Annotated in this window: 24 protein-coding genes; 1 reads left to right on the top strand and 23 read right to left on the bottom strand. The window is 70.9% G+C overall.

Going from position 1 to position 25,672, the window contains the following annotated elements; translation table 11 throughout:
- Nucleotides 1-192: 192 nt before the first annotated feature.
- The 15 genes from P8S73_RS08290 to P8S73_RS08220 all read right to left on the bottom strand — a co-directional run bounded on the left by P8S73_RS08290 (nucleotide 193) and on the right by P8S73_RS08220 (nucleotide 16,207).
- The gene (locus tag P8S73_RS08290) at nucleotides 193-1,374 is read right to left on the bottom strand and encodes an NAD(P)/FAD-dependent oxidoreductase (RefSeq protein WP_396350329.1); all 1,182 of its coding nucleotides are present in this window, start codon (nucleotides 1,372-1,374) and stop codon (nucleotides 193-195) included.
- Between the two features lie 114 nt (nucleotides 1,375-1,488).
- Nucleotides 1,489-3,318, bottom strand: coding sequence for a M23 family metallopeptidase (locus P8S73_RS08285; protein ID WP_223110662.1), 1,830 nt, complete (start codon nucleotides 3,316-3,318; stop codon nucleotides 1,489-1,491).
- Between the two features lie 124 nt (nucleotides 3,319-3,442).
- Nucleotides 3,443-3,967, bottom strand: coding sequence for a DUF664 domain-containing protein (locus tag P8S73_RS08280; RefSeq protein WP_124109658.1), 525 nt, complete (start codon nucleotides 3,965-3,967; stop codon nucleotides 3,443-3,445).
- Nucleotides 3,968-4,158: 191 nt separating this feature from the next.
- Nucleotides 4,159-4,635 carry an ester cyclase gene (locus P8S73_RS08275; protein WP_124109657.1) on the bottom strand — a complete coding sequence of 159 codons (477 nt, stop codon included), beginning with the start codon at nucleotides 4,633-4,635 and terminating at the stop codon, nucleotides 4,159-4,161.
- Between the two features lie 156 nt (nucleotides 4,636-4,791).
- On the bottom strand, nucleotides 4,792-6,162 hold the full coding sequence (locus P8S73_RS08270; RefSeq protein WP_135010631.1) for an NAD-dependent succinate-semialdehyde dehydrogenase: 1,371 nt from the start codon (nucleotides 6,160-6,162) through the stop codon (nucleotides 4,792-4,794).
- 132 nt (nucleotides 6,163-6,294) lie between these two features.
- Nucleotides 6,295-7,386, bottom strand: coding sequence for a HoxN/HupN/NixA family nickel/cobalt transporter (locus tag P8S73_RS08265; protein ID WP_135010630.1), 1,092 nt, complete (start codon nucleotides 7,384-7,386; stop codon nucleotides 6,295-6,297).
- A gap of 22 nt (nucleotides 7,387-7,408) precedes the next feature.
- Nucleotides 7,409-8,296 (bottom strand): urease accessory protein UreD, encoded by an 888-nt coding sequence (locus P8S73_RS08260; protein ID WP_070637434.1) that lies wholly within the window; start codon nucleotides 8,294-8,296, stop codon nucleotides 7,409-7,411.
- Nucleotides 8,289-8,900, bottom strand: a complete 612-nt coding sequence (gene ureG, locus P8S73_RS08255) for an urease accessory protein UreG (RefSeq protein WP_070637431.1) — start codon at nucleotides 8,898-8,900, stop codon at nucleotides 8,289-8,291. Before ureG ends, P8S73_RS08260 begins: the two co-directional genes overlap by 8 nt.
- A gap of 118 nt (nucleotides 8,901-9,018) precedes the next feature.
- Nucleotides 9,019-9,687 carry an urease accessory protein UreF gene (locus P8S73_RS08250; RefSeq protein WP_070637631.1) on the bottom strand — a complete coding sequence of 223 codons (669 nt, stop codon included), beginning with the start codon at nucleotides 9,685-9,687 and terminating at the stop codon, nucleotides 9,019-9,021.
- 40 nt (nucleotides 9,688-9,727) lie between these two features.
- Nucleotides 9,728-10,219 (bottom strand): urease accessory protein UreE, encoded by a 492-nt coding sequence (gene ureE, locus P8S73_RS08245; RefSeq protein WP_070637429.1) that lies wholly within the window; start codon nucleotides 10,217-10,219, stop codon nucleotides 9,728-9,730.
- A gap of 149 nt (nucleotides 10,220-10,368) precedes the next feature.
- Nucleotides 10,369-12,084: an urease subunit alpha gene (gene ureC / locus P8S73_RS08240; RefSeq protein WP_070637427.1), complete on the bottom strand. Its 1,716-nt coding sequence runs from the start codon at nucleotides 12,082-12,084 to the stop codon at nucleotides 10,369-10,371.
- 85 nt (nucleotides 12,085-12,169) lie between these two features.
- Nucleotides 12,170-12,601 carry an urease subunit beta gene (locus P8S73_RS08235; protein WP_070637425.1) on the bottom strand — a complete coding sequence of 144 codons (432 nt, stop codon included), beginning with the start codon at nucleotides 12,599-12,601 and terminating at the stop codon, nucleotides 12,170-12,172.
- An 18-nt stretch (nucleotides 12,602-12,619) separates the two neighbouring features.
- Entirely contained in the window at nucleotides 12,620-12,922 is a 303-nt protein-coding gene (locus P8S73_RS08230; RefSeq protein ID WP_070637423.1) for an urease subunit gamma, read from the bottom strand.
- A 162-nt stretch (nucleotides 12,923-13,084) separates the two neighbouring features.
- Entirely contained in the window at nucleotides 13,085-14,470 is a 1,386-nt protein-coding gene (locus tag P8S73_RS08225; RefSeq protein WP_070637421.1) for a S41 family peptidase, read from the bottom strand.
- Between the two features lie 219 nt (nucleotides 14,471-14,689).
- Complete coding sequence (locus P8S73_RS08220; protein ID WP_070637629.1) at nucleotides 14,690-16,207, bottom strand: MFS transporter; 1,518 nt, start codon at nucleotides 16,205-16,207, stop codon at nucleotides 14,690-14,692.
- Nucleotides 16,208-16,380: 173 nt separating this feature from the next.
- Here P8S73_RS08220 and P8S73_RS08215 point away from each other — a divergent pair, with 173 nt between their 5' ends.
- Nucleotides 16,381-16,935 carry a TetR/AcrR family transcriptional regulator gene (locus tag P8S73_RS08215; RefSeq protein ID WP_396350328.1) on the top strand — a complete coding sequence of 185 codons (555 nt, stop codon included), beginning with the start codon at nucleotides 16,381-16,383 and terminating at the stop codon, nucleotides 16,933-16,935.
- An 86-nt stretch (nucleotides 16,936-17,021) separates the two neighbouring features.
- Here the strand turns inward: P8S73_RS08215 and P8S73_RS08210 are convergent, their stop codons facing one another.
- From P8S73_RS08210 to P8S73_RS08175, 8 genes are all read right to left on the bottom strand, one after another.
- Complete coding sequence (locus tag P8S73_RS08210) at nucleotides 17,022-17,768, bottom strand: ABC transporter permease (protein ID WP_396350327.1); 747 nt, start codon at nucleotides 17,766-17,768, stop codon at nucleotides 17,022-17,024.
- 5 nt (nucleotides 17,769-17,773) lie between these two features.
- A complete protein-coding gene (locus P8S73_RS08205; RefSeq protein WP_396350326.1) occupies nucleotides 17,774-19,243 on the bottom strand; it encodes an FtsX-like permease family protein in 1,470 nt (489 codons plus the stop codon).
- Nucleotides 19,243-20,025: an ABC transporter ATP-binding protein gene (locus tag P8S73_RS08200; protein ID WP_260859432.1), complete on the bottom strand. Its 783-nt coding sequence runs from the start codon at nucleotides 20,023-20,025 to the stop codon at nucleotides 19,243-19,245. Before P8S73_RS08200 ends, P8S73_RS08205 begins: the two co-directional genes overlap by 1 nt.
- Before the next feature lie 146 nt (nucleotides 20,026-20,171).
- Nucleotides 20,172-21,068, bottom strand: a complete 897-nt coding sequence (locus tag P8S73_RS08195) for a response regulator transcription factor (protein WP_144802576.1) — start codon at nucleotides 21,066-21,068, stop codon at nucleotides 20,172-20,174.
- Nucleotides 21,068-22,270, bottom strand: a complete 1,203-nt coding sequence (locus P8S73_RS08190; RefSeq protein WP_396350325.1) for a sensor histidine kinase — start codon at nucleotides 22,268-22,270, stop codon at nucleotides 21,068-21,070. Before P8S73_RS08190 ends, P8S73_RS08195 begins: the two co-directional genes overlap by 1 nt.
- 118 nt (nucleotides 22,271-22,388) lie before the next feature.
- Nucleotides 22,389-22,988 carry a DUF3817 domain-containing protein gene (locus tag P8S73_RS08185; RefSeq protein WP_144802570.1) on the bottom strand — a complete coding sequence of 200 codons (600 nt, stop codon included), beginning with the start codon at nucleotides 22,986-22,988 and terminating at the stop codon, nucleotides 22,389-22,391.
- A complete protein-coding gene (locus tag P8S73_RS08180) occupies nucleotides 22,985-24,064 on the bottom strand; it encodes a hemolysin family protein (protein ID WP_144802567.1) in 1,080 nt (359 codons plus the stop codon). The genes P8S73_RS08185 and P8S73_RS08180 overlap by 4 nt, the downstream gene beginning before the upstream one ends.
- The gene (locus P8S73_RS08175) at nucleotides 24,061-25,605 is read right to left on the bottom strand and encodes a hemolysin family protein (protein ID WP_070637411.1); all 1,545 of its coding nucleotides are present in this window, start codon (nucleotides 25,603-25,605) and stop codon (nucleotides 24,061-24,063) included. The genes P8S73_RS08180 and P8S73_RS08175 overlap by 4 nt, the downstream gene beginning before the upstream one ends.
- Nucleotides 25,606-25,672: the final 67 nt, after the last annotated feature.

The following is a 25,672-nucleotide window of genomic DNA, read 5'->3' as shown; positions in this document are numbered from 1 at the left end:
GCGCCGGGCCCGTCCGGACCCGGCACCACCCCAGCACGCGCCGCCCCGCCACGCACGGCCCCGGACGACGCCGCCGGGCGCCTCGCGCGGTTCTCTCACGAGGGTGCCCCACGTGGCGTGGAAGCCCCACGTGGGGGTCTCGCATTGGAGTCTCGCGGCGGCGTCGTGGCCCGGGACCAGGGGCCGAACCGCTCAGATCAGACCGCGCAGAATGCCCTTCCAGTACAGGGCGGGCTGCAGCCAGCGGTCGAAGAGGAACGTCCACGGGCGGGGGTTCGCGAGGTCGCGAACGCCGAAGGACGGCTCCGGGCGCATCCGGCGGTCCACCTCCGCGAGCAGCAGTGTTCGTCGGGACAGCGCGATGGGCGCCACGGTGTAGCCGTCGTAGCGCTGGAGCTCCTCGGAATCCGCCGCGAGGAGATTGTGCACCAGGACCGGGCTCTGGCTGCGGATCGCTCCGCCGGAGGCCATGATGCCCAGCGCGGCGGCATCCCCGAGGGACCACACGTGCGGGAAGCGGACGTGCCGCAGCGTCTCGGGCTCCACGGCCACCCGGCCCGCCCCGCCGTCGTCCGCGAGCCCGCTGTCCGCGATCCACGCGGGGGCGCGGTGCGGGGGAACCACGTGCAGGGCGTCGTACTCCACGGTCTCCCGTGCCCCGCCCCGCGTGATGCGCAGGGCCCGGGTCTCCGGGTCCACGGACTCGATGCGAGCGTCCAGGACGGCCTCCACGCCGTAGCGCCGCAGTGCGTCCGCGATGTGTCCGGCCACCCGGGGCTCAGGGAACAGCTCGGGCGCCTCCACGACCACCCGCACGCGGAGGTCCTCCAGCACCCCGGTGCGGCGCCAGTGGTCGCACGCCATGAAGAGGGGCTTGTAGCCCACCCCGCCGCAGCCCACGTCCTCGAAGCGGATGGTGAACACAGCGGTCCCGCCCCGCAGCCCGGGCATCAGGTCCCACGTCTTGGGCGCGAGCTGCGTGATGTAGTTGGAGGCAGCGTGCGGGCCGTCAAGGGCTGCGGCCAGCCCGGGCACCCGATCGAGGTCCGGGGCGATGCCGGGGGCCACCACGAGGTCGTCGTAGTCCAGCTCAGTGCCGTCGTCGAGCGCCACCGTGTGGGCCTGCGGATCCACCCGCGTGACACGGGCACGGATCCACCGGGCTCCGGAGGGCATGTACCGCCGCTGGGCCTTGCACACGCTGCTCAGGCCGGCCATGCCCGACCCCACGTAGGAGAGCATGGGGCTGTAGGTGTGGGTGGGGCTCGGCTCCACGACCGTCACCCGGACCGAGTCCCGGGATGTCTGCCGCAGGAGGCGCGCCGCGCAGCTCAGGCCCGCGTTGCCACCCCCGATGATCACGATGCGTCGCACGTGTGCCCACTTCCCTGGTGCCGGTCCGGTGCTGGTGCCCCTTGCGGGCAGGCTAGCACCGCACGAACGGGCACCGTGGGATCGGGCACCGCGTGGGGGTGGGGAGTCCCGGGGTCAGTTCTGCGGTGCGGCCGGGCCCGGCGCCGCGGGGCCCGGCACCGCGGGGGCAGGCTGGCCCGCTCCCGGCGCGGCGGCGTTCTTGTCCTTGTAGAGCGGCGCGTTCTTCACCAGGTCCTGGAGCTTGGTGAGCTCCGCCGTGGCCGCGGAAGTGAGCTTCGGGTCTGTGGGCTTGGCGGAAGCCTTCTCCACCGCCTGCTGGGTGATCCCCAGCTGCTTCGCGTACGCCGGGTCCACCGCGGCCAAGTTGCGGAAGGTGAGCTGCTGGGTCAGCGCCTTGAGCTCCACGTTCAGGGGGGTCAGCGGCCCGAACTGCTCCGCCGGGGTCAGCTTCAGCTGCGTGGCCAGCAGGTTCTGGGTGCGCTGCTGGAACTGCTCCAGGGTGGTGAGCTTCGTGATGTCCGCCGTGTACGGGTTGACCGGGGAGGGCGCGGGTGTGGTGGGGGCAGGCTTGGAGGGCGCGGGCTCCGTCGGAGCGGGCTTGGTCGGTGCCGGCTTGGAGGGCGCTGGCTTGGTCGGAGCGGGCTTCGTCGGTGCCGGCTTCGTCGGAGCGGGCTTGGAGGGCGCGGGCCGAGAGGGCGCCGGCTTCGTCGGCGTCGCACCCGGTTTTCCGGGCTCGGACAGCTTGGGGTCAGCGGGCTTGCCGGTGGCACCCTGGGAGCCGGACGCCACCGGGGTCTTCGGCGGAGTCTGCGGTTTGCCGGTGCCCTTGGTGGGCGAACCGGGTTGAGACGGGCCGTGGGTCACGTGCTTCTTGCCGGAGGAGTCGGAGGCCTTCGGAGCGGATTCACCGGAGGCCTTACCGTTGCCGGAGGCCGAGGTGTCCTTGGCCGGTGCCGTCTGCTGACCCAGCGCCCGGATCTCGTCCTGGTTCTTCTTCGGTGTCCTGGGCGCGGAACCCGCGTCCGTTCCCGGCTTGGCGTTCGGGTTGGTGGGGGCCTGCGACACCCCGGCCTGGTCCGCCGTGGAGTACGCCGGACGGGACGCCGGGATAATCTCCTCCCCGGACTTCCAGTCGAAGGACTGCGCGTCCACGACCTTGCCGTCCACCCACGTCTCGAAGTGCAGGTGCGGCCCGGTCACCCGCTGGCCGGTCTGGCCCACGGCACCCAGCTGCTCCGATGCCCGCAGAGAATCGCCCTCTTTTACCATCACCTTGCTGAGGTGGTTGTAGGTGGTCTTCATGCCGTTCGCGTGGGAGACCTCCACGCGGTTGCCGCCCCACACGTCCCAGAACACGGCGGTCACGGTGCCGTCCAGGGCTGCCACGACAGGCACCCCCTCTGGAGCGGAGACGTCCGTGCCGTTGTGGAACTCGCGCTGGCCCGTGTCCGGCGCCGTGCGCCAGCCGAATTCGCCGCCCTTGAGCACCACCACGGGCTGCGCCGGTGCGATCAGGGTGTTGACGGGCAGCTCGCCCTTGAAGGTCGCGGGTGCGCGCGTGCTCGGCGCCACCGAGGACGCTGCCCCGTTGCCCGTTCCGCCACCCGTTCCGGGCACGCCCGCTCCGGCCGATCCGCCGCTCGGCGGGGTGCTGCTCAGGGAGACGAGGGACGCGTCCTGGGCCGCGGAGATGGCGGCGTCATCCGGGGAGGCGGCGAAGAGGGACGGCTCAGCTGGCCGTGCGGCGTCGTCAGTGGCCTGCCCGGAGGGCGCGGGGCGCTGGGGTCCCTGGGGATCCTGCGCCATGGCGGGCTGCCAGGGGGCTACCTCGGTGCCGTTGCTCAGCGCCACGCTCCCCGCGACCAGCAGGGAGAACGAGGTGAACGCCATGAGAGCCATGGAGGGCTTCCTGGCGGGGGTGGAGCGTGCACGTGAACGAGCCATGGATGATCGTGTCTCCCGGGGGGTCAACTTCGACGCCGTGAGCCCTGGCGCCGACAGTCAGTAGAACCAGTCTAGGTGAATTTCCGGTGTTCATGTAGTTGCATGAACGGGAATCCACAGGATGTCAGTAGCGCCCGGTCCAGTCCTCGTCCACGAGCCCGCGGACGTACGCCGCCTGTCCCACGTGCTGGGCGGCGTCGTCGATCGTGGAGACAATCCGCATGCCCCGGGTGACGGGCGGGTCCCACGAGTCGTCCACGACCTCAGCGAGTTCCTCGTCCGACAGCCCCCGGAGGTACTGGGCCGTGGCGCAGCAGACCGCGCGGAGGTAGCCCACGAGCAGCCCTGGGTCCGAGACACGCACCCGGGCAACATCCTCGGGGCCATCCCCGAAGCCGAAGTCCCCGGCCGCACGGTCCAGCCCGAAGGAGCCGCTCCACCCCTCGGCGGTCCAGACCTGCTCCGCGCCGCACAGCTGCGCGATCTGCGCGTCCTGCTGCCGCGCGGCGTGCCAGAGCAGCCACGACATGGAGTTGTGCGTGCCGCCCGGCATGCGGTTCAAGACCTCCGCAGAGACGTTCTCCACTGCGGCCTCCGCCGCCTCCACGGGACGCCGTGCCGCGTCCGCCAGCAGTTCCTGAGCACTCATGGTCCACCTGATTCCGCGCCGGTTCCGTGTGATCTGCCTCCCACTGTACGACCACGGCTGGGAGCCCGGGACCCCAGGACGCCCTTCCTCGCCGGAAAGGGCCGACAACGCCGCAGGGCCGCGACAGGCGCAGCACGCACCTGCCGCGGCCCCGCCGCAGAACCGACACCGCACCGGGCGTCGCGACCGTCTCAGTCGTTGTAGGTCAGGCACTCCTCGATGGGCCAGCCCAGCTGCTCCCACATGGGCAGCTTGTTCCACTCCTTGACGAACTCCGTGAGCTTGCCGTTCTCCGCGCGGAACAGCGCGCACGCGGTCCAGGTGGCCTGGCGACCGGTGGGCTGGATGTCACCGTGCGGGGCACCCTTGTGGGTGCCCTGGGCGGTGTAGCGCAGGGCCACGCGGTCGTCCTTCACGAACTCCACGTCGAAGCTCACGAAGTGGAGGTCGTCCAGCTTGGTCATGAGCTCGCCGTGGACGTCCGCGTACTGCTCCAGGGTCTCGGTGCCCGGGAACGTGGTGGGACCCACGAACTTGTTGCCCGGAGCGCACAGGTGCGCCACGGCGTCCGCGCTGGCCTCACCCGGGGTGTAGGCAATGCGCATGTACTCCTTGGCCAGGTCCAGGTTGGCCTGCTCCTGCTCCGTGAGGTTTGTCAGATCCGCCATGGGATGCTCCTTCTCTTCGTGTGGCGGGGCGGTCCCCGCGACTGCTGGTGTCGCGCGGTCGATGGCGCCGCGGCGTCGTCGACCGGCAGGGCGGGTGCCCGGAACCGCGTGCGAACACGCAACCCCGGGCACCAGCGTGGTGGTACGCGGGGGGGGTCAGCCCGCCACGCGCACCAACTTGGTGTTGGAGAACTCGCCGAAGCCCCAGCGGCCCAGCTCACGGCCGTAGCCGGAGCGGCGAACACCGCCGAACGGCAGGCCCGGCATGGTGGTGCCGTGCTCGTTGACGTAGGCCATGCCCACCTCGAGGCGGCGCGCAACCTCCTCGGCCTTCGCGGTGTCCTCGGCCCACACGGAGCCGGAGAGACCGAAGGAGGAGTCGTTGGCGATCTCCACGGCCTCGTCCACCGAGTCGTAGGAGTAGACCACGGCCACGGGGCCGAAGATCTCCTCCTTGAAGGCGTCCATCTCACGCGTGACACCGGTGAGGACGGCCGGGGACATCCAAGCGCCGTCCTTGTCGAGGGACTTGCCGCCGGTGTGCAGGGTGGCACCCTGCTCCACGGCGCGCTCCACCTGGGACACGGCGTCGTCGCGGCCCTCCACGGAGGACAGCGGGCCGATCTTGGTGTCCTCTGCCAGGGGGTCACCAACCTTCATGCCCTCGACGGTCTCCACGACCACCTTCACGAACTCGTCGAACATCCCGGAGGGCACCAGAATGCGCTTGGGCGAGTTGCAGGCCTGGCCCGCGTTGCGCATGCGGGTGGTCGCCACGGTCTTGGCAGTCTTGGCCACATCCACGTCGTCGAGCACGATCAACGGGTCGGAGCCGCCGAGCTCCAGCACGCTCTTCTTGAGGTTCTGCGCGGCCGTGGTGGCCACCGCAGCACCGGCGCCCTCGCTGCCGGTCAGGGACACGCCACGCACCCGCGGGTCCTCGATGATCGTGGTCACCTGGTCGGTGCTCACGAACAGGTTGATGTAGGCGTCCTCCGGGATGCCTGCACCGTGCAGGATCTCCTCGATCAGTTCACCGGTGCGGCCGCAGATCGAGGCGTGCTTGAGCAGGATCGTGTTGCCCAGCATCAGGTTCGGGGCCGCGAAACGGGCCACCTGGTACTGCGGGAAGTTCCACGGCATGACACCCATGAGCACACCCACGGGCTCGGTGACCACGACGGACTTGGCGCTGTCGCCCACGTCCAGGGTCTCCTCCTCCAGCAGCCCCTCGCCGTGGTCCGCGTACCACTGGTAGATGGACGCCGAGAGGGCGACCTCGCCCTGGGCCTGCTTGAAGGGCTTGCCCATCTCGGTGCTGATCACACGCGCCAGCTCGTCCCCGCGGTCCTGGAAGGCCTGGGCCACGGCCGCCAGCGCCTTGGCGCGGTCAGCTGCCGGGGTGTTGCGCCACGAGGCGAAAGCGGCGTCGGCGCGCTCGATGGCGCGGGTGACGTCTGCGTCGGTGGCCGAGGTGAACTCCTGCTCAACAACTCCGGTGGCGGGGTTCTCTGTACGGAAAGCCATGAGGTCTCCTAGTGTCTCGGATTCTCTTTTCGGACGATCGAGCACGTCCTCACCCGGGTTAACGAACGCCCGCGGGGGAAGATTCCCGACGATGTGAAGCCCACCATCCCTGCGCGGCGTCGGGACCGGCGCTCACGCCTGCGTGTCCGCCCCACGACGGGACGTCCACCAGAACCACAGCCACACCAGTCCGAAGACGGCAACCAGCGCCAGGCCCGCCTGGCCGAGGTCGACGTCCGCGAGCGCCGTCGTGACCGGGTCGGTGAGTCCCAGAAGGTCGTTGACGAACCCGCCGAGGGTGATCACAGCGATGAGCAGCGCGGAGACCGCGGAGATCACGGTGACCGTGGCGTTGAAGCGCATCCGGGTGCCGGTCTCGGTCAGGGCCGTGGAGTAGAGCTTCATCATGCCGAGCCCGTTGAGGGTGTCGCACAGGGTCATGGCCGCCGTGAACGCCACGGGAAGCCCCAGCAAGGCTAGGGCCGGCACGCCCGCGAGGGACGCCGAGACGGTGAGCAGCAGCAGGCCGATGGTCGTGGCGGTGTCGAAACCCAGACCGAAGAGGAACCCCAGCACGAAGATGTCCCGAGGGCGCCGCACGCGCTGCAGCGGTTTGCGCAGCAGCCGGGACACGAGGCCCCAGCCGCCGTCGAGGTCGTGGGGGTGGGCGGCGTCGTCCCCGGAGGCGGAGACAGCCGCGGACGGCGGCAGCGTGCGGCTGCCGCGGCCACGCAGCAGACCCACGGAGATGCTCGCGTTGTAGAGGCCCAGAACCAGCAGGTAGACCCCAGAGACGCCCGCGCCGATCAGCCCGAGCACGTGGTTCGCGGAGCTGCCCTCCTCGAACGCGCCGCTGACGAACTGCGCCCCGGCCACCACCATGACCCCGGCCAGCGTGACCACCAGGGAGTGGCCCAGGCTGAATGCGAAGCCCACGCTCGCGGGGTTCATGCCCTCGGAGACGAACTTGCGGGTGGAGTTGTCGATCGCGGAGATGTGGTCCCAGTCGTAGCTGTGCTTCATGCCCGCGGCGTACGCGGTCAGCACCACGCCCAGGGCGAGGGGCTGGGAACCGGGAGCGAGCGCGCTCGCCAGCAGTCCGAACGCGAGCAGGTGCAGGCACGCCACCGCGGCGAGCGTGAAGCCCACCCGGATGCGCAGCGGCAGCGCGTGCCGGTCCGTGACGTAGCGGCGGTAGAGCGTGGGGTGTGACGTGGTGGACACGGTCCTCCTCGGTGGGGTGTGGTCAGTACTTGCGCAGCCCCAGGGGGGCCTGTCCTCGCCAGCGCTCCCGGAGTTCGTCCACCACGGCCCGGTGCAGCGCCGCGATGGCTTCCGTGGACTCGGCGAGCGAGCGGAGGCACACGCACCGCACGCCGTACGGCTCCCCCGCGCCGGCGCGGGTGATCCCGGAGTGGGTGCCGGACGCGTCCACGAGCTCACAGAGACGCTCGTACAGCTCCGCGTCCAGACGTGCGTCCGCGAGCAGCAGCTGCCCGGTGTGGCTGTGGCCCTCCATGAACCCGGTGCCGGCCACGTCCGTGTGCTCGGACGGGCGGATCCGCAGCTGGTCCACCACAAGCCGCCGGGTCCGCACCGGCGCGGGGGATGACGGCGCACCCGCCCCCGCGGGCGGCGTCACCCGCACCTCGGTCCGCATCCGCAGGTCGTCGTACGCGAAGGACTCCCCGGACGGGGACCACCCCGGCGTCACGACCTCCGCGAGCACGAGGGACGCCGTGGGGTCCATCTCCACGAGGGTGCGCTGGATGTAGGACCCGCCCCGGTAGACGATCAGCTGGTCCGGCACGTACTCGAGCACGCTGCCGGGGCCGAGCCGCACCGACATCTCCTGAGTGGCCGGGTCCTGGGGCGTGCGGTAGACCTTGGTCGCGGACTGCGTGGTGAGCGCCAGGGAGGCACCGGCCGCCACGTCGACGTCCAGCCGGTAGGCGTCCGCCCCGAGGTACGCGCCACCCGGGTTGACCACCGTGTAGGTGACCTGCCCGGAGCGGTCCAGGTAGTGCGGGCGCAGCACCCGCAGCGCCCCCTCGTGGAACTGGCGGGCGGCGTACGAGCGCCCGTCCCGCTGCCCGATCTCCAGGCGCAGCTGACCGGCCCAGTCCTCAGGCAAGGTCCAGCATCAGGACGTCGGTGCGGATCCACTCCTGCACCCGCTCCAGGCCCTCGTCCGTCTTGAGGTTGGTGAACGCAAACGGCTTGTCCTTACGGAAGACCCTGGAGTCCTCCTCCATCACGGTCAGGTCCGCTCCCACGTACGGGGCCAGGTCCGTCTTGTTGATGATGAACAGGTCCGACTTGATCATCCCCTGCCCTGCCTTGCGCGGGATCTTCTCCCCCTGGGCCACGTCGATCACGTAGATGGAGAAGTCCACCAGCTCGGGGCTGAACGTGGCGGAGAGGTTGTCCCCGCCGGACTCCACGAAGATCACCTGCAAATCCGGGAACCGCTTCTTCAGCTGCTCGATCGCGGCCTCGTTCATGGAGGTGTCCTCGCGGATGGCGGTGTGGGGGCAGCCTCCGGTCTCCAGGCCGATGATCCGCTCCTCCGGCAGCACCGAGTTGCGCGCCAGGATCTTGGCGTCCTCGATCGTGTAGATGTCGTTGGTGATCGCGGCCATGGAGATCTCCTGGCTCATGGCACGCGTGATGCGCTCCACGAGCTGCGTCTTGCCCGCTCCCACGGGGCCTCCCACACCGATGATGACGGGGTCCATGCTGTCCCTCCTGCTGCTCGTGGTGGTTCTTGTTCTCGTGAGGTCTCGTGCGTTCCGCCGGCCCGCGGGCGAACCGGCCCGACGCGCCCGGCCTGGCCGCGCGGCGTCGTCGTTGGCCTCAGCTCATGAAAAGTCTGGCCCGCTGGCGTTCGTGGTTCATCTGGGCGATCTCCAGGCCGGGGGCCACCGCGCCCAGCACCTCCTCGCCCAGCCCGGCGGACACCAGCTCCCGGGAGGTGGCGACGGCGCGCCCCACCCAGTCCTGTGCCGCCCGGATCACCGCCTGTCCGGTGTTCTGGCCCAGGGGGATGCCGCGCACCGCGTTCTGGGTCAGGGAGATCACCGTGGCATACACGTGGGAGGCCACCGCGGTGTCCTCGGGGACGTCCAGGCCGCGGGCGAGCACACCCCACACCGTGGCCTGGTGGCCGTGCATGCGCTCCTCGGCCACGCCCTGCTGGTACCGCAGCACCCAGTCCCCCGGGTAGCTGCGCGCGCCGATGCTCAGCAGCCGCCGCCCCATGGTCATCCCGCCCTCCCGGATCTGGCGGGGAAGGGCCTGCGCCGTGACGAGGTCGTCCAGGTCCTCGACCCGCTCGAAGTCCTGCGCCGCGTAGACCAGTCGGATGGCCAGCGCATCCGTGAACGTGAGCTGCTGGTCCACGAACATCTCGAGCCACGCGGAGAACGAGGCCTCGTCCTCCAGCTGCTCCGCGGCCATGTACGTCTCGAAGCCCAGGGAGTGGCTGAACGCCCCGGTGGGCAGGGCGGAGTCCGTGAGCTGCATCAGCCCCAGGACACCGCTCAGGCTCAAATCCGTCACGGCCTCAGTGCGTGTGCTCGGCGTGACGGAACGGCACGGGCATGACGCGCTCCTGCCGGGAGTACGGCACCCCGTGGTGGTCCAGAAAGTCCTGCACGGTGTGGTCGTACTGCACCACCATCACCTGCGCCCCGTACTCGGAGTTTTCGTCGAAGAACTGTGCCTGCAGGTGCCGGTTGCCCAGGCTGTGCGCCACGAACGCCATCTCCACGATGGAGCGCGCACCGATCACCAGCACGTCCGTGGGCAGCACCTGGACCACCACGGCGTTGCCGTTCTCGGCGTCCCCCTCCACGGCCAGCACGTCTCCGTCCTTCAGGTCCGGCGCCTTGGCGGGCCGCCGCAGCCCCAGCTCGTGGCCGTGGTCCGTGGTGAGGCGCTGGATGCGCTTGACCAGCTCCGTACTGGGCAGCACCACCTTCTCCACGTGCCGTCCGCCCACGAGCTCCTGGCCGGAGGCCTCGTGGATGTTGCCCAGGATCTCGGTGACGATCACGGGTCTCCTTCCGTCGATTGCGGGGGTTCCGAACGTGCCTGCTTCCCCGGCGACCGCCTTGGCTGGTGCCCCGGACCGCCGAAGGGGCGGCGCGGCGTCGTCGTCCTCCGGGGGTGCCGGGACGACGACGCCGCTGCGCCGCCGGGGCCTCAGAACAGGAAGTAGCGCTGGGCGAGCGGCAGCTCCGTGCGGGGTTGGCACGTGACGGGCGTGCCGTCCACCCGCACCTCGTAGGTCTCCGGGTCCACGCGCAGCTGCGGCGTCTCGCCGTTGAACTTCATGTCCGCCTTGGTGAGGGAGCGGATGTCCCGGCACTCGCGCACCACCTTCTCCAGGCCGAGCGAGCGCGGCACGCCAGCCTGGATGGAGGCCTGGGACATGAACGTGATGGACGAGCGCGCGGCCGCCTTGCCATACGCGCCGAACGCCTTGCGGTACCAGCGGGGCTGCGGCGTGGGGATGGACGCGTTCGGATCGCCCATGACCCCGTGGACCATCTGCCCGCCCTTGATGATCAGGTCCGGCTTGACCCCGAAGAACTTGGGCTCCCACAGCACGAGGTCCGCGAACTTGCCCTCCTCCACGGAACCCACCGTGTGGGAGACGCCGTGGGCGATCGCCGGGTTGATCGTGTACTTGGAGATGTAGCGCTTGATGCGGTGGTTGTCCCCCACCGAGCCCTCGTCCTCGGGCAGCTGCCCGCGCTGGCGCTTCATGGAGTCAGCCACCTGCCACGTGCGCAGCACCACCTCGCCCACACGGCCCATGGCCTGCGAATCCGAGGACGTCATGGAGAAGATGCCCATGTCCTGCAGCACGTCCTCCGCGGCAATCGTCTCCTTGCGGATGCGCGAGTCCGCGAACGCCACGTCCTCCGGGATGTCCGGGTTGAGGTGGTGGCACACCATGAGCATGTCCAGGTGCTCCTCGATGGTGTTGCGCGTGTACGGCAGCGTGGGGTTGGTGGACGCCGGGAGGATGTTCGGGTCCTGCGCCAGCTCGATGATGTCCGGGGCGTGGCCGCCGCCCGCGCCCTCCGTGTGGAACGTGTGGATCACCCGCCCTGCGATGGCCGCGCGGGTGTCCTCCACGAACCCCGCCTCGTTCAGGGTGTCCGTGTGGATGGCCACCTGGACGTCGTACTCGTCCGCCACCTGCAGGGACGTGTTGATGGACGACGGCGTGGCGCCCCAGTCCTCGTGGATCTTCAGTCCGATCGCACCCGCCCGGATCTGCTCCGCCATGGGGGAGATGGCCGAGCCGTGGCCCTTGCCGAGCAGCCCGAAGTTCATGGGGAACTCCTCGAAGGAGCGCAGCATGTTGTGGATGTTCCACTCACCGGGGGTGATGGTGGTGGCCTTCGAGGACTCGCTGGGCCCCGTGCCGCCGCCGATCATCGTGGTGACCCCGGAGACCAGTGCGGTCTCGATCTGGTCCGGGCTGATGAAGTGGATGTGCGAGTCGATCCCGCCCGCCGTGAGGATCTTGCCCTCCCCGGCGATCACGTCCGTGGCCACGCCGATCACGATGTCCACACCGTCCATCACGTGCGGGTTGCCCGCCTTGCCGATCCTCTGGATGTGGCCGTCCCGCACCGCCACGTCCGCCTTGTAGATCCCCGTCCAGTCGATGACCACCACATTGGTGATCACCAGGTCCGGGATCCCCACGTCCCGCACGAGCTGGCCGTTCTGGCCCATGCCGTCACGGACCACCTTGCCGCCGCCGAACACGGCCTCCTCCCCGGGGGTGGTGAGGTCCTTCTCCACGCGCGCGAACAGCTCGGTGTCCGCCAGGCGGATCGCGTCCCCCGCGGTGGGTCCGTACAGGCTCGCGTACTGGTCCCTGCTCATCTCAAAGCTCATGGTTGACCTTCTCGTTCTGCGTGTTCAGCGTGCTGGTCGACGTCGTGCCGTCCGGGTGGGCCGGACGCGTGCGGACCGGACGAGGTCAGCGGGTCTCGTTGGAGAAGCCGCCCCGCTGGCGCAGCGGCTTCGGGGCGTCTCCCGCTGCGGAGCGGTGGCGTACGGGGGTGACGGCCGCGGCGTCGTCGTCCAGGGAGGCCGGCTCGTGGGCGTCCAGGGGCCCGTCCATGAGGTCCCGGAAGCCGTGGACGATGCGGTCACCGCCCAGGGGGATCAGCCGCACCGTGGTGGTGTCCCCCGGCTCCAGGCGCACCGCGGTGCCCGCGGGGATGTCCAGGCGGTGCCCCACGGCCCGGTCGCGGTCGAACTGCAGGGCCCGGTTGGCCTCCGCGAAGTGGAAGTGGGAGCCCACCTGCACGGGGCGGTCCCCGCGGTTGAGGACCTCCAGGGTGATGGCCTCGCGGCCCTCGCTGCAGATCACGGGGGTGTCCGCCAGCACGTACTCTCCGGGGGTCATGGGTGCTCCTCGCGCAGGTCAGCGGATGGGGTCGTGGACGGTCACGAGCTTGGTGCCGTCCGGGAACGTGGCTTCCACCTGGACGTCCGGGATCATCTCCGGGACACCATCCATGACGTCCTCGCGGGTGAGGATGGTGCTCCCCCAGCTCATCAGGTCCGCCACGGTGCGCCCGTCGCGAGCGCCCTCCAGGAGCTCGTAGGTGATGATGGCGACGGCCTCGGGGTAGTTCAGCTTGAGCCCCCGCGCCTGGCGTCTGCGCGCGAGGTCTGCGGCGACCACCACCAGAAGCTTCTCCTGATCCTTGGGCTGCAGGTGCATGCCTCGTCCCTCCGCTGGCTCGGCTGGTTCCGTCGCTGGAGAGAGACGGCTACCCCTCGGTACGCGAACTTGGTTAGCGTACCTCCACAACCGGGGTGACCTGCGGTGTCATGGACAGCAGGTGCCCAGGCATTCAAAAACTTTCCAGGGGTGTGCCGTGCGCTACACGCGAGTGGGGCGGCGGTCGGGCTGGATGCCGTGGAACTCCACCGGGTGCCCGGACCGGTCGTAGGTGATGGCCGTGCTGATGCGCAGGCTGCAGTCAGGGCCCAGGGGGATCGTGCGTGGCCGGCCACTTCCACCGCCTGTGCGTTCACCCACCACCGTCACGTGGTCGAGCCCTTTCAGCCCCACCAGGAAGTCCTCCGCGGCGCTGTACGTGGAGGCATCCACCACCACCGTCAGCGTGCCGGGCCACCGCCCACGGACGGAGGGCTCGGCCCAGCGGGGCCGCGGTCCCGACAACCCGCCGCGGCCATCCGTGAAGGCAGCGCTGCCCAGCAGAGTTCTGGTGCGCAGGAAGCGATCCCGCAAACGACCCGCCAGCATGATGTCTCCCCCGACGTTCCCGCGCAGATCGAGGATCATGTGATCCGTGACCGTGGCTGACGCGGCGACGTCGTCGATCACGGATTCGATGCCCGCAACTGGGTCGAACGCCCGCAGCACAATCTGCACATCACCCGCCGGGTTCCGCCGAACCGTCACGAGGTCTTCCACAGCAGGGGGAGCCGCCGACTCAATCCACCTCGCCGAGCGCGTGCCACGCGGGTCCTCCGCCACGAACGTGCGCTGTTCGCCCGCGACGGCCATGGCGGAGCGGGCAGCCATCCTCCGGTGCTGCTGAGGAGAGGCGCCCACCGTGGAGAGCCAGTGGTCGGGGTCCGCGATGCGCACGACCCACCCCGGCCTGACACCAACCGCGTACGCGGATGACCCTTCGGGAACGCGGATCAGTACGGCTCCGACATCGTGGAGCTCGGCCGTGTAGGGCGGGTGGAACCTCGTGGCACCGTGGTCCATGACCGCAGTGTGCGCATCCCCGAGCTGGGCCACCCATCGTGTGGCCCAGGGGAGGAAATCGGCCCAGTCCCCAGGACGGTCGTCCAGGACCCCGGCGCAGAAGGCGGCCCGGTCCAGTCCCCGCAGATCGAAGGAGGGATAGCTGTTCAGGCATTCGCTCCGAATGCGTTCCACGGCCTGATCGACGGTCTGCGCGGGAGAAGCGTAGACACATGTACCCGACGTGTGGGCCAGTGTCTGGAGCAAGCTGAACGTCGCCAGGAGTCCATCCGGATCGCTAGCACGACTGCGCAGGGTGGCGCCGTCCGGGTCCCAGGCCAGTGAAGGGGCTTCACCCCGGCTCGTTCGTTCGGCCACCCACCGGGTGCAGGCGATGGGCGGCTCAGTGAACACCACGGGTGCTCCCAGGACAGCCTCGAATTCGTGACGCTCCTGAACGAGCAGTGAACGCGTGTCAGGGTCCAGCCAGTCGTGCGCGAAGTCCAGGTAAACCGGGGCGTCCACCGCCAAACCATTCAGGGTCATGTACTCATTCTGACCTCCTTCGCGCCGTCACCGTCTCTCCGCCTCACGTCACGGCGCGCGGATTGCGGGGGTCACCCGCACGCCTGAGGTGCACTTCTGACGCTCCCGCGGCACGGGATCCTGGCAGAAGTGCACCTCAGACGTGAGACGGGTCGCGGAGCGGTGTGGCGGCGTCGTGGCCCCTGGGCATGGTGGACGGGGCGTCGTGGGCCGGGCGCGTCAGCCCTGCACGCGGCGCACCCGACGGTCCGCGCGGAGCACGCGGGCCAGGACCAGTGCCACCACGGCCACCAGCACGCCGCCGATCAGCGCGGTCCACTGCATCCCGGAGGAGAAGGCGGCCACGGCGGCGTCGGCGATCACGGAGCCCGCGGGAGACTCCGCCGCGACGTCCAGCGCCCCGCCGAGGGTCTCGTGCGCGATCTGGGCGCTGTCCGCGCTCACAGCGGCGGGCAGCTCCAGGTGCGCCTGGTAGAACGCGGTGGTCAGCCCGCCCAGCACGGCGGTGCCGAGCACGGCGCCCACCTCGTAGCCCGTCTCGGACACGGCCGACGCCGCGCCGGCCTTGGCCTCGGGCACGGAGGAGACCACGAGGTCCGTGGACAGCGTGGTGGCCAGGCCCGTGCCCGCGCTCATCACGGTGAACGCCACCAGGATGGGCGCGGAGGACGCCATCTGATCCGTGAACGCCACCACGAAGAACCCGGCGGCCACGAGCAGCAGACCCAGCACCACGGCGGTGCGGATGCCCACCAGTCGTGCGATCCGCTCGGCACCCAGGCCCGCCAGGATGGAGAGCACCAGGCCGGGGACCATGAGCAGCCCGGAGGTCATGGGGTCCGTGCCGTTGACCAGCTGGAGGTACTGGGTGAAGAAAAACAGGAAGCCGAACAGCGCCACATTGGACACCATGTTCACGGACAGGCCGCCGGAGAAGCGCGGGCTGCGGAAGAAGCGCAGGTCCAGCATCGGGTAGTCCTTGGCCACCTGCTGGCGGGCGAAGAGCAGCCCGCACAGCGCGCCCACGGCGATGAACAGCACACCGTGGAGCACCGAGCCACCGGTGGCGAGGGACTTGATGCCGTAGACCACCGGGGCCATGGTGAGCACGGCCAGCACGATGGACAGCGGATCCACGGGCCCGGGGTGGGGGTCCTTGGACTCGGGCAGGATCAGAGGCGCGGCCACCAGGAACGCGAGCAGCACCGGAACGGCCAGCAGGAACACGGAACCCCACCAGAAGTGGTTGAGCAGGAAGCCGCCGGCAATGGGCCCGAGGGCCGCGCCCGCGCTGAACCCGGCGGTCCAGATGGCGATGGCCAGGGTGCGCTGGCGGTCGTCCCGGAACACGGAGCGCAGCAGGGACAGCGTGGCTGGCAGCAGCATGGAGCCGAACACGGCGATGCCCACGCGGGCGGCCAGCAGCCACTCCGCAGTGGGGGCGAACGCGGCGAACAGGGACACCAGACCGAAGCCCGTGGACCCGATCATGAGCATCTTCCGCCGACCCATCCGGTCCCCCAGGCTGCCCATGGGGATCAGCAGCGCAGCGAGGATCAGGGGGTAGACGTCCACGATCCACAGCAGCTGGGACGCCGTGGGGTGAAGCCCCTGGGAGATCGCGGGCAGGGCGAAGCTCAGGGCCGTGTTGTTCACGGACACCAGGAGCACGGGGAGCATCAGAACCACCAGGGAGGCCCACTGCCGGGGCCCTGCCTTGCGCTGTTCTTCGACCATCGTGGACACCTCGGGAACCTCCTCGGACTCGGATTGCGGGGGGACGAGAGACGTACGCCCTTGTACCGTGCTCCGTTCTCGGAGCATCTCACCAGTCTTTACCGTCCAGACGGTACAGTTAACTTCGTCAGGTCCGCAATGATTCCCGTCACCACGTGAGGTCCCGCACGTCCATGCCACGCAAACCGGAAGCCCGAGACAAGCTGCTGGCCGCCTTCGAGCACCTGGTGCTCACGGAGGGCGAGCGCGCCGCCACCCTGGACGCGGTGGCCGCCCACGCCGGAGTCTCCAAGGGCGGGCTGCTCTACCACTTCCCCCACCGCCAGGCGCTCGTGGAGGCGGCCATGGTCCGCTGCGAGGAACTGGCTCGGGAGGACCTCGAGCGGCTCACCGCGTCCTCCGAGGGCGCGGCCCGCGAGTTCCTCACCACCTCGCTCTACGAGGACAGCCCACTGGACCGCAGCCTGGGCGTCGCCTTCCGGCTGGTGCAGGCCCGCGAACCCGGCGCCAAGCAGACCTGCGCCCGCGTGAACGCCGAGTGGTACCGCGTGATCCTCGCGGACGTACAGGACCCGGTGGTCGCCACGGCAGTGCTCGCCATGGGTGACGGGCTGTACCAGCAGGCGGTCATGGGCCTGCTTCCCGACGACGCCGCGGCGCGCCACGCAATCCTCGACCGTCTCCTGGCCGCCCTGGACCGGCTCACGGGGGCAGACACGCCGGGCTGATCGACCCCCGGGCCTCCCCGGCACAGGAAAAGGGGCGTGGCCGCCCGTACGCGACCACGCCCCTGGTTCATGGGCTCACCCCGGTCTCACTCCGCCCGGGCCATGCCCTCCACCGGGCTGAGCTTCGTGGCCCGCCGGACCGGCAAGGCCGAGGCGAGGACGGCCACCACCACGGCGCCGGCCAGGATCAGACCAAAGCCCGCCCACGGCACCGCGGGGTGCACGGCGATGCCCTCCGGGAGCACGGCCATCACGCCCAGCACTCCGAAGGCCCATCCGATCACCAGGCCCACGAGGGTGGCCACCAGGGAGATCACCAGCGCCTCTCGGCGGATCAGCGCGCCCAGTTGCCGTTTGGACAGTCCCAGGGCCCGCAGCAGCGAGTTCTCCTTGGAGCGCTCCAGCACGGACAGGGACGTGGTGGACGCGATGCCCAGCACGGACACCACCACGGCCACGGCCAGCAGTCCGAGGACCACGGTGAGCAGCACGTCCAGGACGCTCACGTAGCTGGCCTTCTCCAGCAGGGCCCCGCCCAGCTGGTTGGCGTCCACGTGCAGGATGTCCGCCACGGAGCTGCGCAGGTCCGTGGCCTGGGTGCTGTTGAGGTACTGCTCGGCGTCGATGGTCGCACCGGCCCCGGAGGGCAGGTCCCCTCCGGTCTGCACGCCCAGGACGTTCGACAGCCCCTCCAGCTCGGAGATCTGGTCCGCGCTGAGCTGCCCCGCCTGCGCCGGGACGGAGATGTCCACGGGGCTCTGGCGGTCGAGCTCGTTGAGCAGGTTCACGCGGGCCACGTGCTGGCCCGTGAGCACGGTGGAGACCAGCAGCACACCGATCAGCAGCGCGGTGGCCGTGGTGCTCGTGCGGGTGGGGTAGCGCGCGGCGTTCGCCGCGGCCAGGCGGGAGGGGATCCCGCCGGGCAGCAGCCTGCCCGCCCCCGCACCATGCCGGGGATGTAGGCACGGGAGGTCAGCACCACGCCCAGGAAGGCCGCGAGCCCTCCGGCGATCCCCAGCCCGGGGCTGTGCTGCGATGCTCCGAACACCAGGGCGCCCACACCGGCCACGAGCACGAGGGCACCGAACACGATGCGCACCACGGGCAGCCCGTCCGCGGCCCGTGAGCCGCGCAGGCCGTCCAGCGCCGAGGCCCCACGGGCACGGCGGGCCGGACCCAGGGAGGCGACGACGGTCAGCAGGACACCGGTGACGAAGCCGACCAGCACGTCCCGGGGGGCGAGGGTCAGAGTCAGGGACCCGGTGAGGCCCGAGGCGTTGAGCAGCGCCACGAGACCGGCCACGGCGGCCACGCCCAGGGCGGATGCGAGCACCCCGATGAACAGCCCCTCGAGCAGCACCGCGCGGCGCAGCTGTGAACCCGTGGCGCCCACGCAGCGCAGCAGGGCGAGCTCACGGGCCCGCTGGGCGGTGAGCACGGACAGGGTGTTGGTGACCACCAGCAGCGCCACCAGCACGGAGAGTCCGGCGAACAGTGCCAGGAAGATCGCGAGCACGTCCGTGCCCTGGGACATCTCCTGGAGGGCGTCGTCCGCCAACTGCTCGGGGGTCTTGATGCTCAGGGCCGGCTGGCCGCCCTGGCCCGTGCCCAGGATCCTGTTGACCTCGGTGGTCAGGGAGTCCAGCTGCTCCTGGCTCAGGGAGCCGTCGGTGCGCAGCAGGATGCTGGAGCCCCCGGCGAGCCCGGGTGCCTCCGTTGCGGCCATGTGCCCCAGCCCGCCGGGCGTGGCGTACCAGTCCGGCAGGCTCGAGGACGAGCTCTGGGACACGATCCCGCTCACGGTGTACTGGGTGGTGGCGCCGTTCTCGATGCCCCACTCGGTGAGCTCCACGGTGTCCCCGACCCCCAGGTGGAGGTCCTCGGCGGTCTTCTCGGCGACGGCCACCTGGGTGTCCGAGGTGGGCAGCTCACCCGTGGTCAGCTCCGCGGGCAGCAGGGAGGGGTCCCCGGGCAGGTCACCCATGACGCTGGGTGAGTTCTCCTTCCCGCCCTGGGCCTGGACGGGGGCCCCGTGCGAGGCCCAGGCGCTGCGGACCTCGGGCAGCTCTTCGATCTTGCGGATCTGCTGAGCGTCCGCGGCGGCCGGGGCCTTCTCGTCGTCCGTGCTCTGCACCACCGCGTCCGCGTTCTTGTAGGGTGCCGCGAGGTCCGAGGCGAGGCTCGTGGTCAAGCTGCTCGCGAGCCCCAGGGCCGCGGTCATGAACGCGGCGCACACGGCCACGCACAGCACCACGAGGGCGTATCGGCTCCACTGCCGGGTCAGGCGGGAGTAGACGACCTTCAGCATCAGCGCGCACCTCCCCGGGCGTCGTCGGCCACGATCTGGCCGTCGCGCACACGCACCACGCGGTCCGCGGCCTCGGCCACGGTGGCGTCGTGCGTGACCACGACGACGGTCTGGCCCAGTTCGTCCACGCAGCGGCGCAGCAGGGCGAGCACCTCCTGGGACGTGGCCGAGTCGAGCGCGCCCGTGGGCTCGTCCGCGATCACGACGTCCGGCTGGGAGAGCAGGGCGCGCGCGATCGCGACGCGCTGCTGCTGCCCGCCGGACATCTCGTCCGGGCGGTGGTCCAGGCGCTTGGTGATCTGCAGCGTGGTGGCCAGGGCGTCCAGGCGGGCGGTGTCCACCTTCTTGCCCGCCAGCGACAGCGGCAGCTCGATGTTCTGACGGGCGGTGAGGGTGGGGACCAGGTTGAACGCCTGGAACACGAAGCCCACGTGGTCGCGGCGGAAGCGGGTCAGCTGGTCGTCGGAGAGCCCGGCGATGTCCTGGCCACCCACCGCGATGCGGGTCTCGGGGTTGCGGTCCGGGGTGTCCAGACCGGCCAGGCAGTGCACCAGCGTGGACTTACCGGAGCCGGAGGGGCCCATGACCGCCACGAACGTGCCCTCGGGGATCTCCAGGCTCACGTCGCGCAGCGCGGCCACGGCCGTGCCGCCGGCACCGTACGTGCGGGAGACGTGGGCCGCGCTCACGGCCAGACGCCGGGAGGTGCCGGGGTGTGCGGGCGCCGGGGCGGCCCAGGGTGCGGAGTCGTGTGGGGTGCGGGTGGGGTTCGGAGAAGTCATGCTTCCATTTTCCGAGCCCCCGGGCCGGCGCACATCGGACGGGGGTACGAGCTTTTCCGGTCCCGGCGTGCCCCCGGCAGTGACGCGCGACGCACCCGGGGCCGCCCGCTCATACCGGGGGATGAGACCGGGCCGTGGATCGGGGCTCAGCCGGGCAGCACCACGCCGGTCTCGTACGCGATCACCACGGCCTGCACCCGGTCCCGGGCGCCCAGCTTGGACAGGATGTGGGACACGTGGGTCTTGACCGTGGGCTCGGAGAGGAACAGCCGCTGCATGATCTCCCCGTTGGAGCACCCCTCGCCGATCAGCTCGAAGACCTCGCGCTCACGGGCCGTGAGGGTGCCGAGCCGGGGGTCCTGCCACGGGTCCCGCGCCGGGGCACCTCCGGGGCTGCCGCCCTCGCAAGACTGCGGGGTGCCGGGCGCACCATCGAGGGGCGCACCACCGAGGGGAACGCCGGGGTCGGCACCCGGTGCGGGAGCCGCGCCGCGCCACCGGGGCTCTTCCGGCGGCGTCGTGCCCCCGGACCCCGCGCGGGAGGCCTGAGCCGCCCCGCCCGGGGCCGCTCGATCTTCGGGCGGGAAACCCCCGGAGACCAGGTGGGACAGCAGCCGCCGCGTGGTGGACGGCGCGATCACGGCGTCCCCGCGGGCCACGGTGCGGATCGCGTCCAGCAGCTCCTCGGGGCGGGCGTCCTTGAGCAGGAACCCGCTGGCGCCGGCCTGGATGCCCTCCAGGGCGTACTCGTCCAGGTCGAACGTGGTGAGCACGATGATCCTGACCTCCGGCCGCAGCCGCAGGATCTCGCGGGTCGCGGCGATGCCGTCCATGCGGGGCATGCGCACATCCATGAGGATCACGTCCGGGCCGCCCGGCGCCGCGGAGCGCACGGCCTCGACGGCCGCGGCGCCGTCGTCCACGTCCCCCACCACGGTGAGGTCGGCCTGCGAGTCCACGAGCATGCGGAAACCGCCGCGCACGAGCGGCTGGTCGTCCACGATGAGCACGCGGATGGGCGTGGCGCCCGGGGTCTCTGCCATCATGTCTCCTCCCCCGGCAGGGTAGCGCGCAGCACGAACACCTCTGGGCGCTCGGGGTGCGGGCCCGCGCTCAGGGAGCCTCCGTAGAGGCCCACGCGTTCGCGCAGCCCCTGCAGCCCGTATCCCCCGCCGGGTGCCCGGGAGTCACCCCCGGCGCCGTCGTTGCTGATCTCCACCGTGGAACCGCCGAGGCCGTGCTCCACCGCGATCCGCACCGAGGTGGCCGCGGGGGCGTGCTTGAGGGCGTTGGTGAGCGCCTCCTGGACCACGCGGTACAGGGTCAGCTGCGCGCCCGGGGACAGGTGCGGGTCCCCGCTGACCAGGTACTCCACGGGCAGCCCGGCCGCGCGCACGGAGGCCACGAGGTGCTCGATCTGCTCGAGCTGCGGCACGGGCGCGGTGCCCGTCTCGTCCTCGGTGCGCAGCACGCCCAGCAGCTTGCGCATCTCCGCGAGGGAGCCGCGCGCGGTCTCCGCAATGGTCCCCAGGGTCTCCACGGCCACCTCGGGGGCCGACGACGCCGCGTAGCGCGCCCCGTCCGCCTGCGCGATCACCACGGACAGCGAGTGCGCCACCACGTCGTGCATCTCCCGCGCGATCCGTGCCCTCTCGTCCTGGGCTGCCAGGCGCACCTCCTGCTCGCGCTCCACCTCCAGGCGCCGCGCGCGGTCCTCCAGCTGCTCCCGACGACGACGCCGCCCGCGCGCCAGATCCCCCGCCAGGAACGCGACCGTGACGATCGCCGCGGTGACCACCGTGAACATGGTGCCCGCGAGCACCCACTCCAGGGTGGTGTAGCCGTCGAACATGAACAGGAACCAGTGGTTGCTGCGCACCCCCAGCACCACGCTGCCCAGCAGCGCCGCCGCGTACACGCGCCGCCCGACGGGGGTGGGTGAGAGCTTCACCGCGGTGTAGACCACGCACGGCACGGCCCACAGGCACAGTCCGATGGGGGCCACGTTGAGCACCAGCAGGCTCAGCAGGCTTAGGGCCCCCACGCAGTACGCCGTGGCCACGGGGTTGACGCGCCGAAAGAACAGCGGGATCCAGCACGCGAGCGTGCACCACCAGGTGCGGGTGTCCCCCAGGGAGACCGCGGAGAAGAACGCCGTGACCAGCCCGCCCAGCACCACGAGCACGGCGTTGCTCCAGTGGGGGTGGTCCTCCACCCAGCGGGCGAGTCTGATGTGTGCAGCCATGACGTGGGAAGCCTATCCGCCGCGCACGGCCCGGCGCGTCATCCCGTGGGACGAGGAACGCCCCGGGTTCCAGCCCCTGCCGGGGAGGAACGCGGGGCGTCCTGCGCGTCCTGAGAGGTCAGGAGAACCACTGGGTGGGCGGGCCCGCCGTGAGCAGCACCGCGAAGAGCAGCACCACGAACACCAACAGGGCCAGTCCGGAGAGGACCGGCCACCGCAGGATCACCGCGAGCAGCTTCTCGGCCGGGGTGCGCGCGGGCTCGCGGCCAGTCACCTCCGCCGACGCCGCCGGGGTGCGATTGGACGCCCCGGCGGCCGTGGTGCCCGCGGACCCGGCCCCGCGCTGCGGGGAGGTGGCGGAGGAAGCCGGCCGTGCGGCGTCGTCGTCCGCGGGGAGCGTGCCCGCGGGTGCCACGCGCCAGGAGTCGGAGAGCAGGCCCCTGCGCTCCACGTGGCGCTCGAAGGGGACCGTGGCGAACGGGACCACCGACAGCAGCAGCCCCACCACGCCGGTGGACGCGGGCCAGCGGCGGTCCGTCCAGACGACCACGGTGGCCACGCAGTAGCTCAGGAACACGAACCCGTGGATCCCGCCCCCGATGCGCACCGGGAGGTCCCCGGCGTGGAAGACGTACTTGGCGATCATGCCCAGGATCAGCAGCGTCCAGGTGACGGCCTCGGCGGTGGCGGCGGTGCGGTACAGCTTCCGGGGGCTCATGCGGCGTTCTCCTGATCGGGTTTGCTGGTGGCGTCGCGGACCTCGCCCACGAGCTCCTCCAGGACGTCCTCGAGCGCGACGATGTAGACGGACTCGTCCGAGGTGCGGGAATCACGGGCCACCTCACCGAGCAGCGCGAAGTGCGCGCCCTTGGCCTGCATGGTGCGGGTGACCTTGCGCAGCTTGTCCCCCGGGGCCACGCGCGCGAAACGGCGCACGATTGCCGGGGGGATGGGGCGCTCACGGGCGGTCTCGGGCAGGCCCAGCACGTCCTTAGTGTGGATGTAGCCCATGAGCCGCTCGTCCCGGTCCCGCACCGGGAACCGGGAGTAGCCGGTCTCCGCGCACAGCAGCTCCACACCGGAGACCGTGATGTCCGAGGGCACGGTGCGCATGCCGGTCAGCGGCAGGGCCACGTCCGCGGCGGTCTTGTTCTCGAAGTTCAGGGCACCAGTGAGCAGCCGGATCTCGTCGTTGTCCAGCAGACCCTCGCGCCCGGACTCCGCCACGAAGCCGCGGACGTCGTCCGAGGTGAACGCGGAGGCCACCTCGTCCTTGGGCTCCACGCGGAACAGCCAGCGCACCAGGAGGTTGGCCGTGGCGTTCATGATCCAGATGAACGGGCGGAACACCACCACGAACCCGTGCAGCACGGGGCCCAGCACCTGGGCGGCGCGGCTGGGCACGGCGATCGCGATGTTCTTGGGCACCATCTCGCCCAGGATCATGTGCAGGAACGTGACGATCAGCAGCGCGATCACCAGGGCGATCGGGTGCAGCAGCGCCTCGGGAACGCCCAGCCAGTGCATGGGCACCTCGATCAGGTGCGCGATCGCGGGCTCACCCGCGGCACCGATCAGCAGGGAGCACGCGGTGATGCCCAGCTGGGTGGCCGCGAGGGACGTGGAGACGTTCTCGATGCCCTTGAGGGCGTACTTGGCGGACTTCGAGCCCTCCGCCGCGAGGGGTTCCAGCTGGTCCCGGCGGGCCGAGACCACGGCGAACTCGCTCGCCACGAAGAACGCGTTGCCGGCCAGCAGCAGGACCAGCACGATGATGGCGGTGCTCGTGGTCATCGGTTCTCCTCGCTGGGGTCTTCCTCGGACACGTCCTCGTCACGGTGGAACCCGGGGGCGCCCAGGTTCTCGCCCCGGGAGGCGCGGAACTGCTCGGCAGTGACCGGTTCGGGGTTCTCCCCGCCCAGCGGATCGGGCCGCCCCGGGGGCTGCCAGGAGGTCGACGACGTCGAGCCGCCCCGCTCGTCCGGGTTTCCGCCCACGCGGTGCACCAGCAGACGGTCCACGCGGTGCTGGTCCATCCGCATCACCTCGAGCCGGATCTCGGCGGTGGTCGGCAGGTCGTCCTCGTCCCGGTGGTAGTGGTCCACGGCCTCCACGGTGAGGGAGTCCCCCACCTCGGGCAGCCGGTCCAGCTCCTCCGCCATGAGGCCGCCCAGGGTGTCGGACTCCTCGCCCTCGGGCATGTCCACGCGCAGCACGTCGCCCAGCTCGTCCGGGCGCAGCAGACCGGAGACCACCAGGCCACCGTCGCGGGTGCGGCGGAAGCGCTGCACGCGGGTGTCCTGCTCGTCGTCGATCTCGCCCACGATCTCCTCGATGAGGTCCTCCAGGGTGACGATGCCGGCGGTGCCGCCGTACTCGTCCACCACCACGGCCAGCTGCAGGCCCTTGCCGCGCAGTTGGCGCATCAGGGGATCCAGGGTCATGGACTCGGAGACCACGTCGGCGGGCACGCACACGTCGCTCACGCGCACCACGGCACGCTCGTCGAAGGGAACCGCCAGTGCGTGGGTGTAGTGCACCACGCCCACGATGTCGTCCACGGACTCACCGGTGATGGGGAACCGGGAGTGGCCGGTCTCGGACGCGGTGAGCAGCATGTGCTCCACGGTGTCGTCCGCATCCAGGAAGGTGACACGGGGCCGGGGGCGCATCACGTCTGCCGCGGTGCGGTCACCGAACTCGATGGAGCGGGCCACGAGCTCCGCGGTGCCGGCGTCCAGGGTGCCCTCGCGCCCGGAGCGGCTCACCACGGACGCCAGTTCCTCCGCAGTGCGGGCGTTCGCCACGTCCTCGGTGGGCGTGAAGCCCAGCATGCGCAGCACGGCGTTCGCGGAGCTGTTGAGCACCGTCACGAGCCATCCGAACACGAGCATGAAGAACTTCTGGGGCAGCACCACCACGCGCGTGACGCGCATGGGGTCCGCAATGGCCCAGTTCTTGGGGACCAGTTCGCTGAAGACCATCTGCGTGAAGGTGGCCACGATGAAGGCGGCCGTGGTCGCGATGCCCACCGCGGCGGCGTCGGGAACCCCCGTCCAGCCGAGGCCCTCCGCGAAGAGGGTGCCCAGGCTGGGACCGGTGAGGAAGCCGGCCATGAGGCTCGTGACCGTGATCCCCAGCTGGGCGCCGGAGAGGTTGGTGGAGGTCTTCTTGAGACTCTCCTCGATGGTGCCGGCGAGCTTGTCGCCGGACTGGTGGGCGCGCTGGACCGCCTGACGGTCCACGGTGAGGAACGCGAACTCCACGGCCACGAACAGGGCGTTGGCCAGCACCAGGAACAGGAAGACGAGCAGGAGGAGCCAGGCTGTCAGCACCAGCTCACCTCGGGGCGCGGCGCGGTCACGCGCGGGGGGAACGGGGAAGCGGTCGAGCGGGAATCAG

Source organism: Kocuria sp. ChxB, from assembly GCF_044359605.1.
In the GTDB taxonomy this organism is placed as follows: domain Bacteria; phylum Actinomycetota; class Actinomycetes; order Actinomycetales; family Micrococcaceae; genus Kocuria; species Kocuria rhizophila.
The sequence above is the reverse complement of the archived record's forward strand: the minus strand, read 5'-3'. Positions and strand labels throughout refer to the sequence as shown.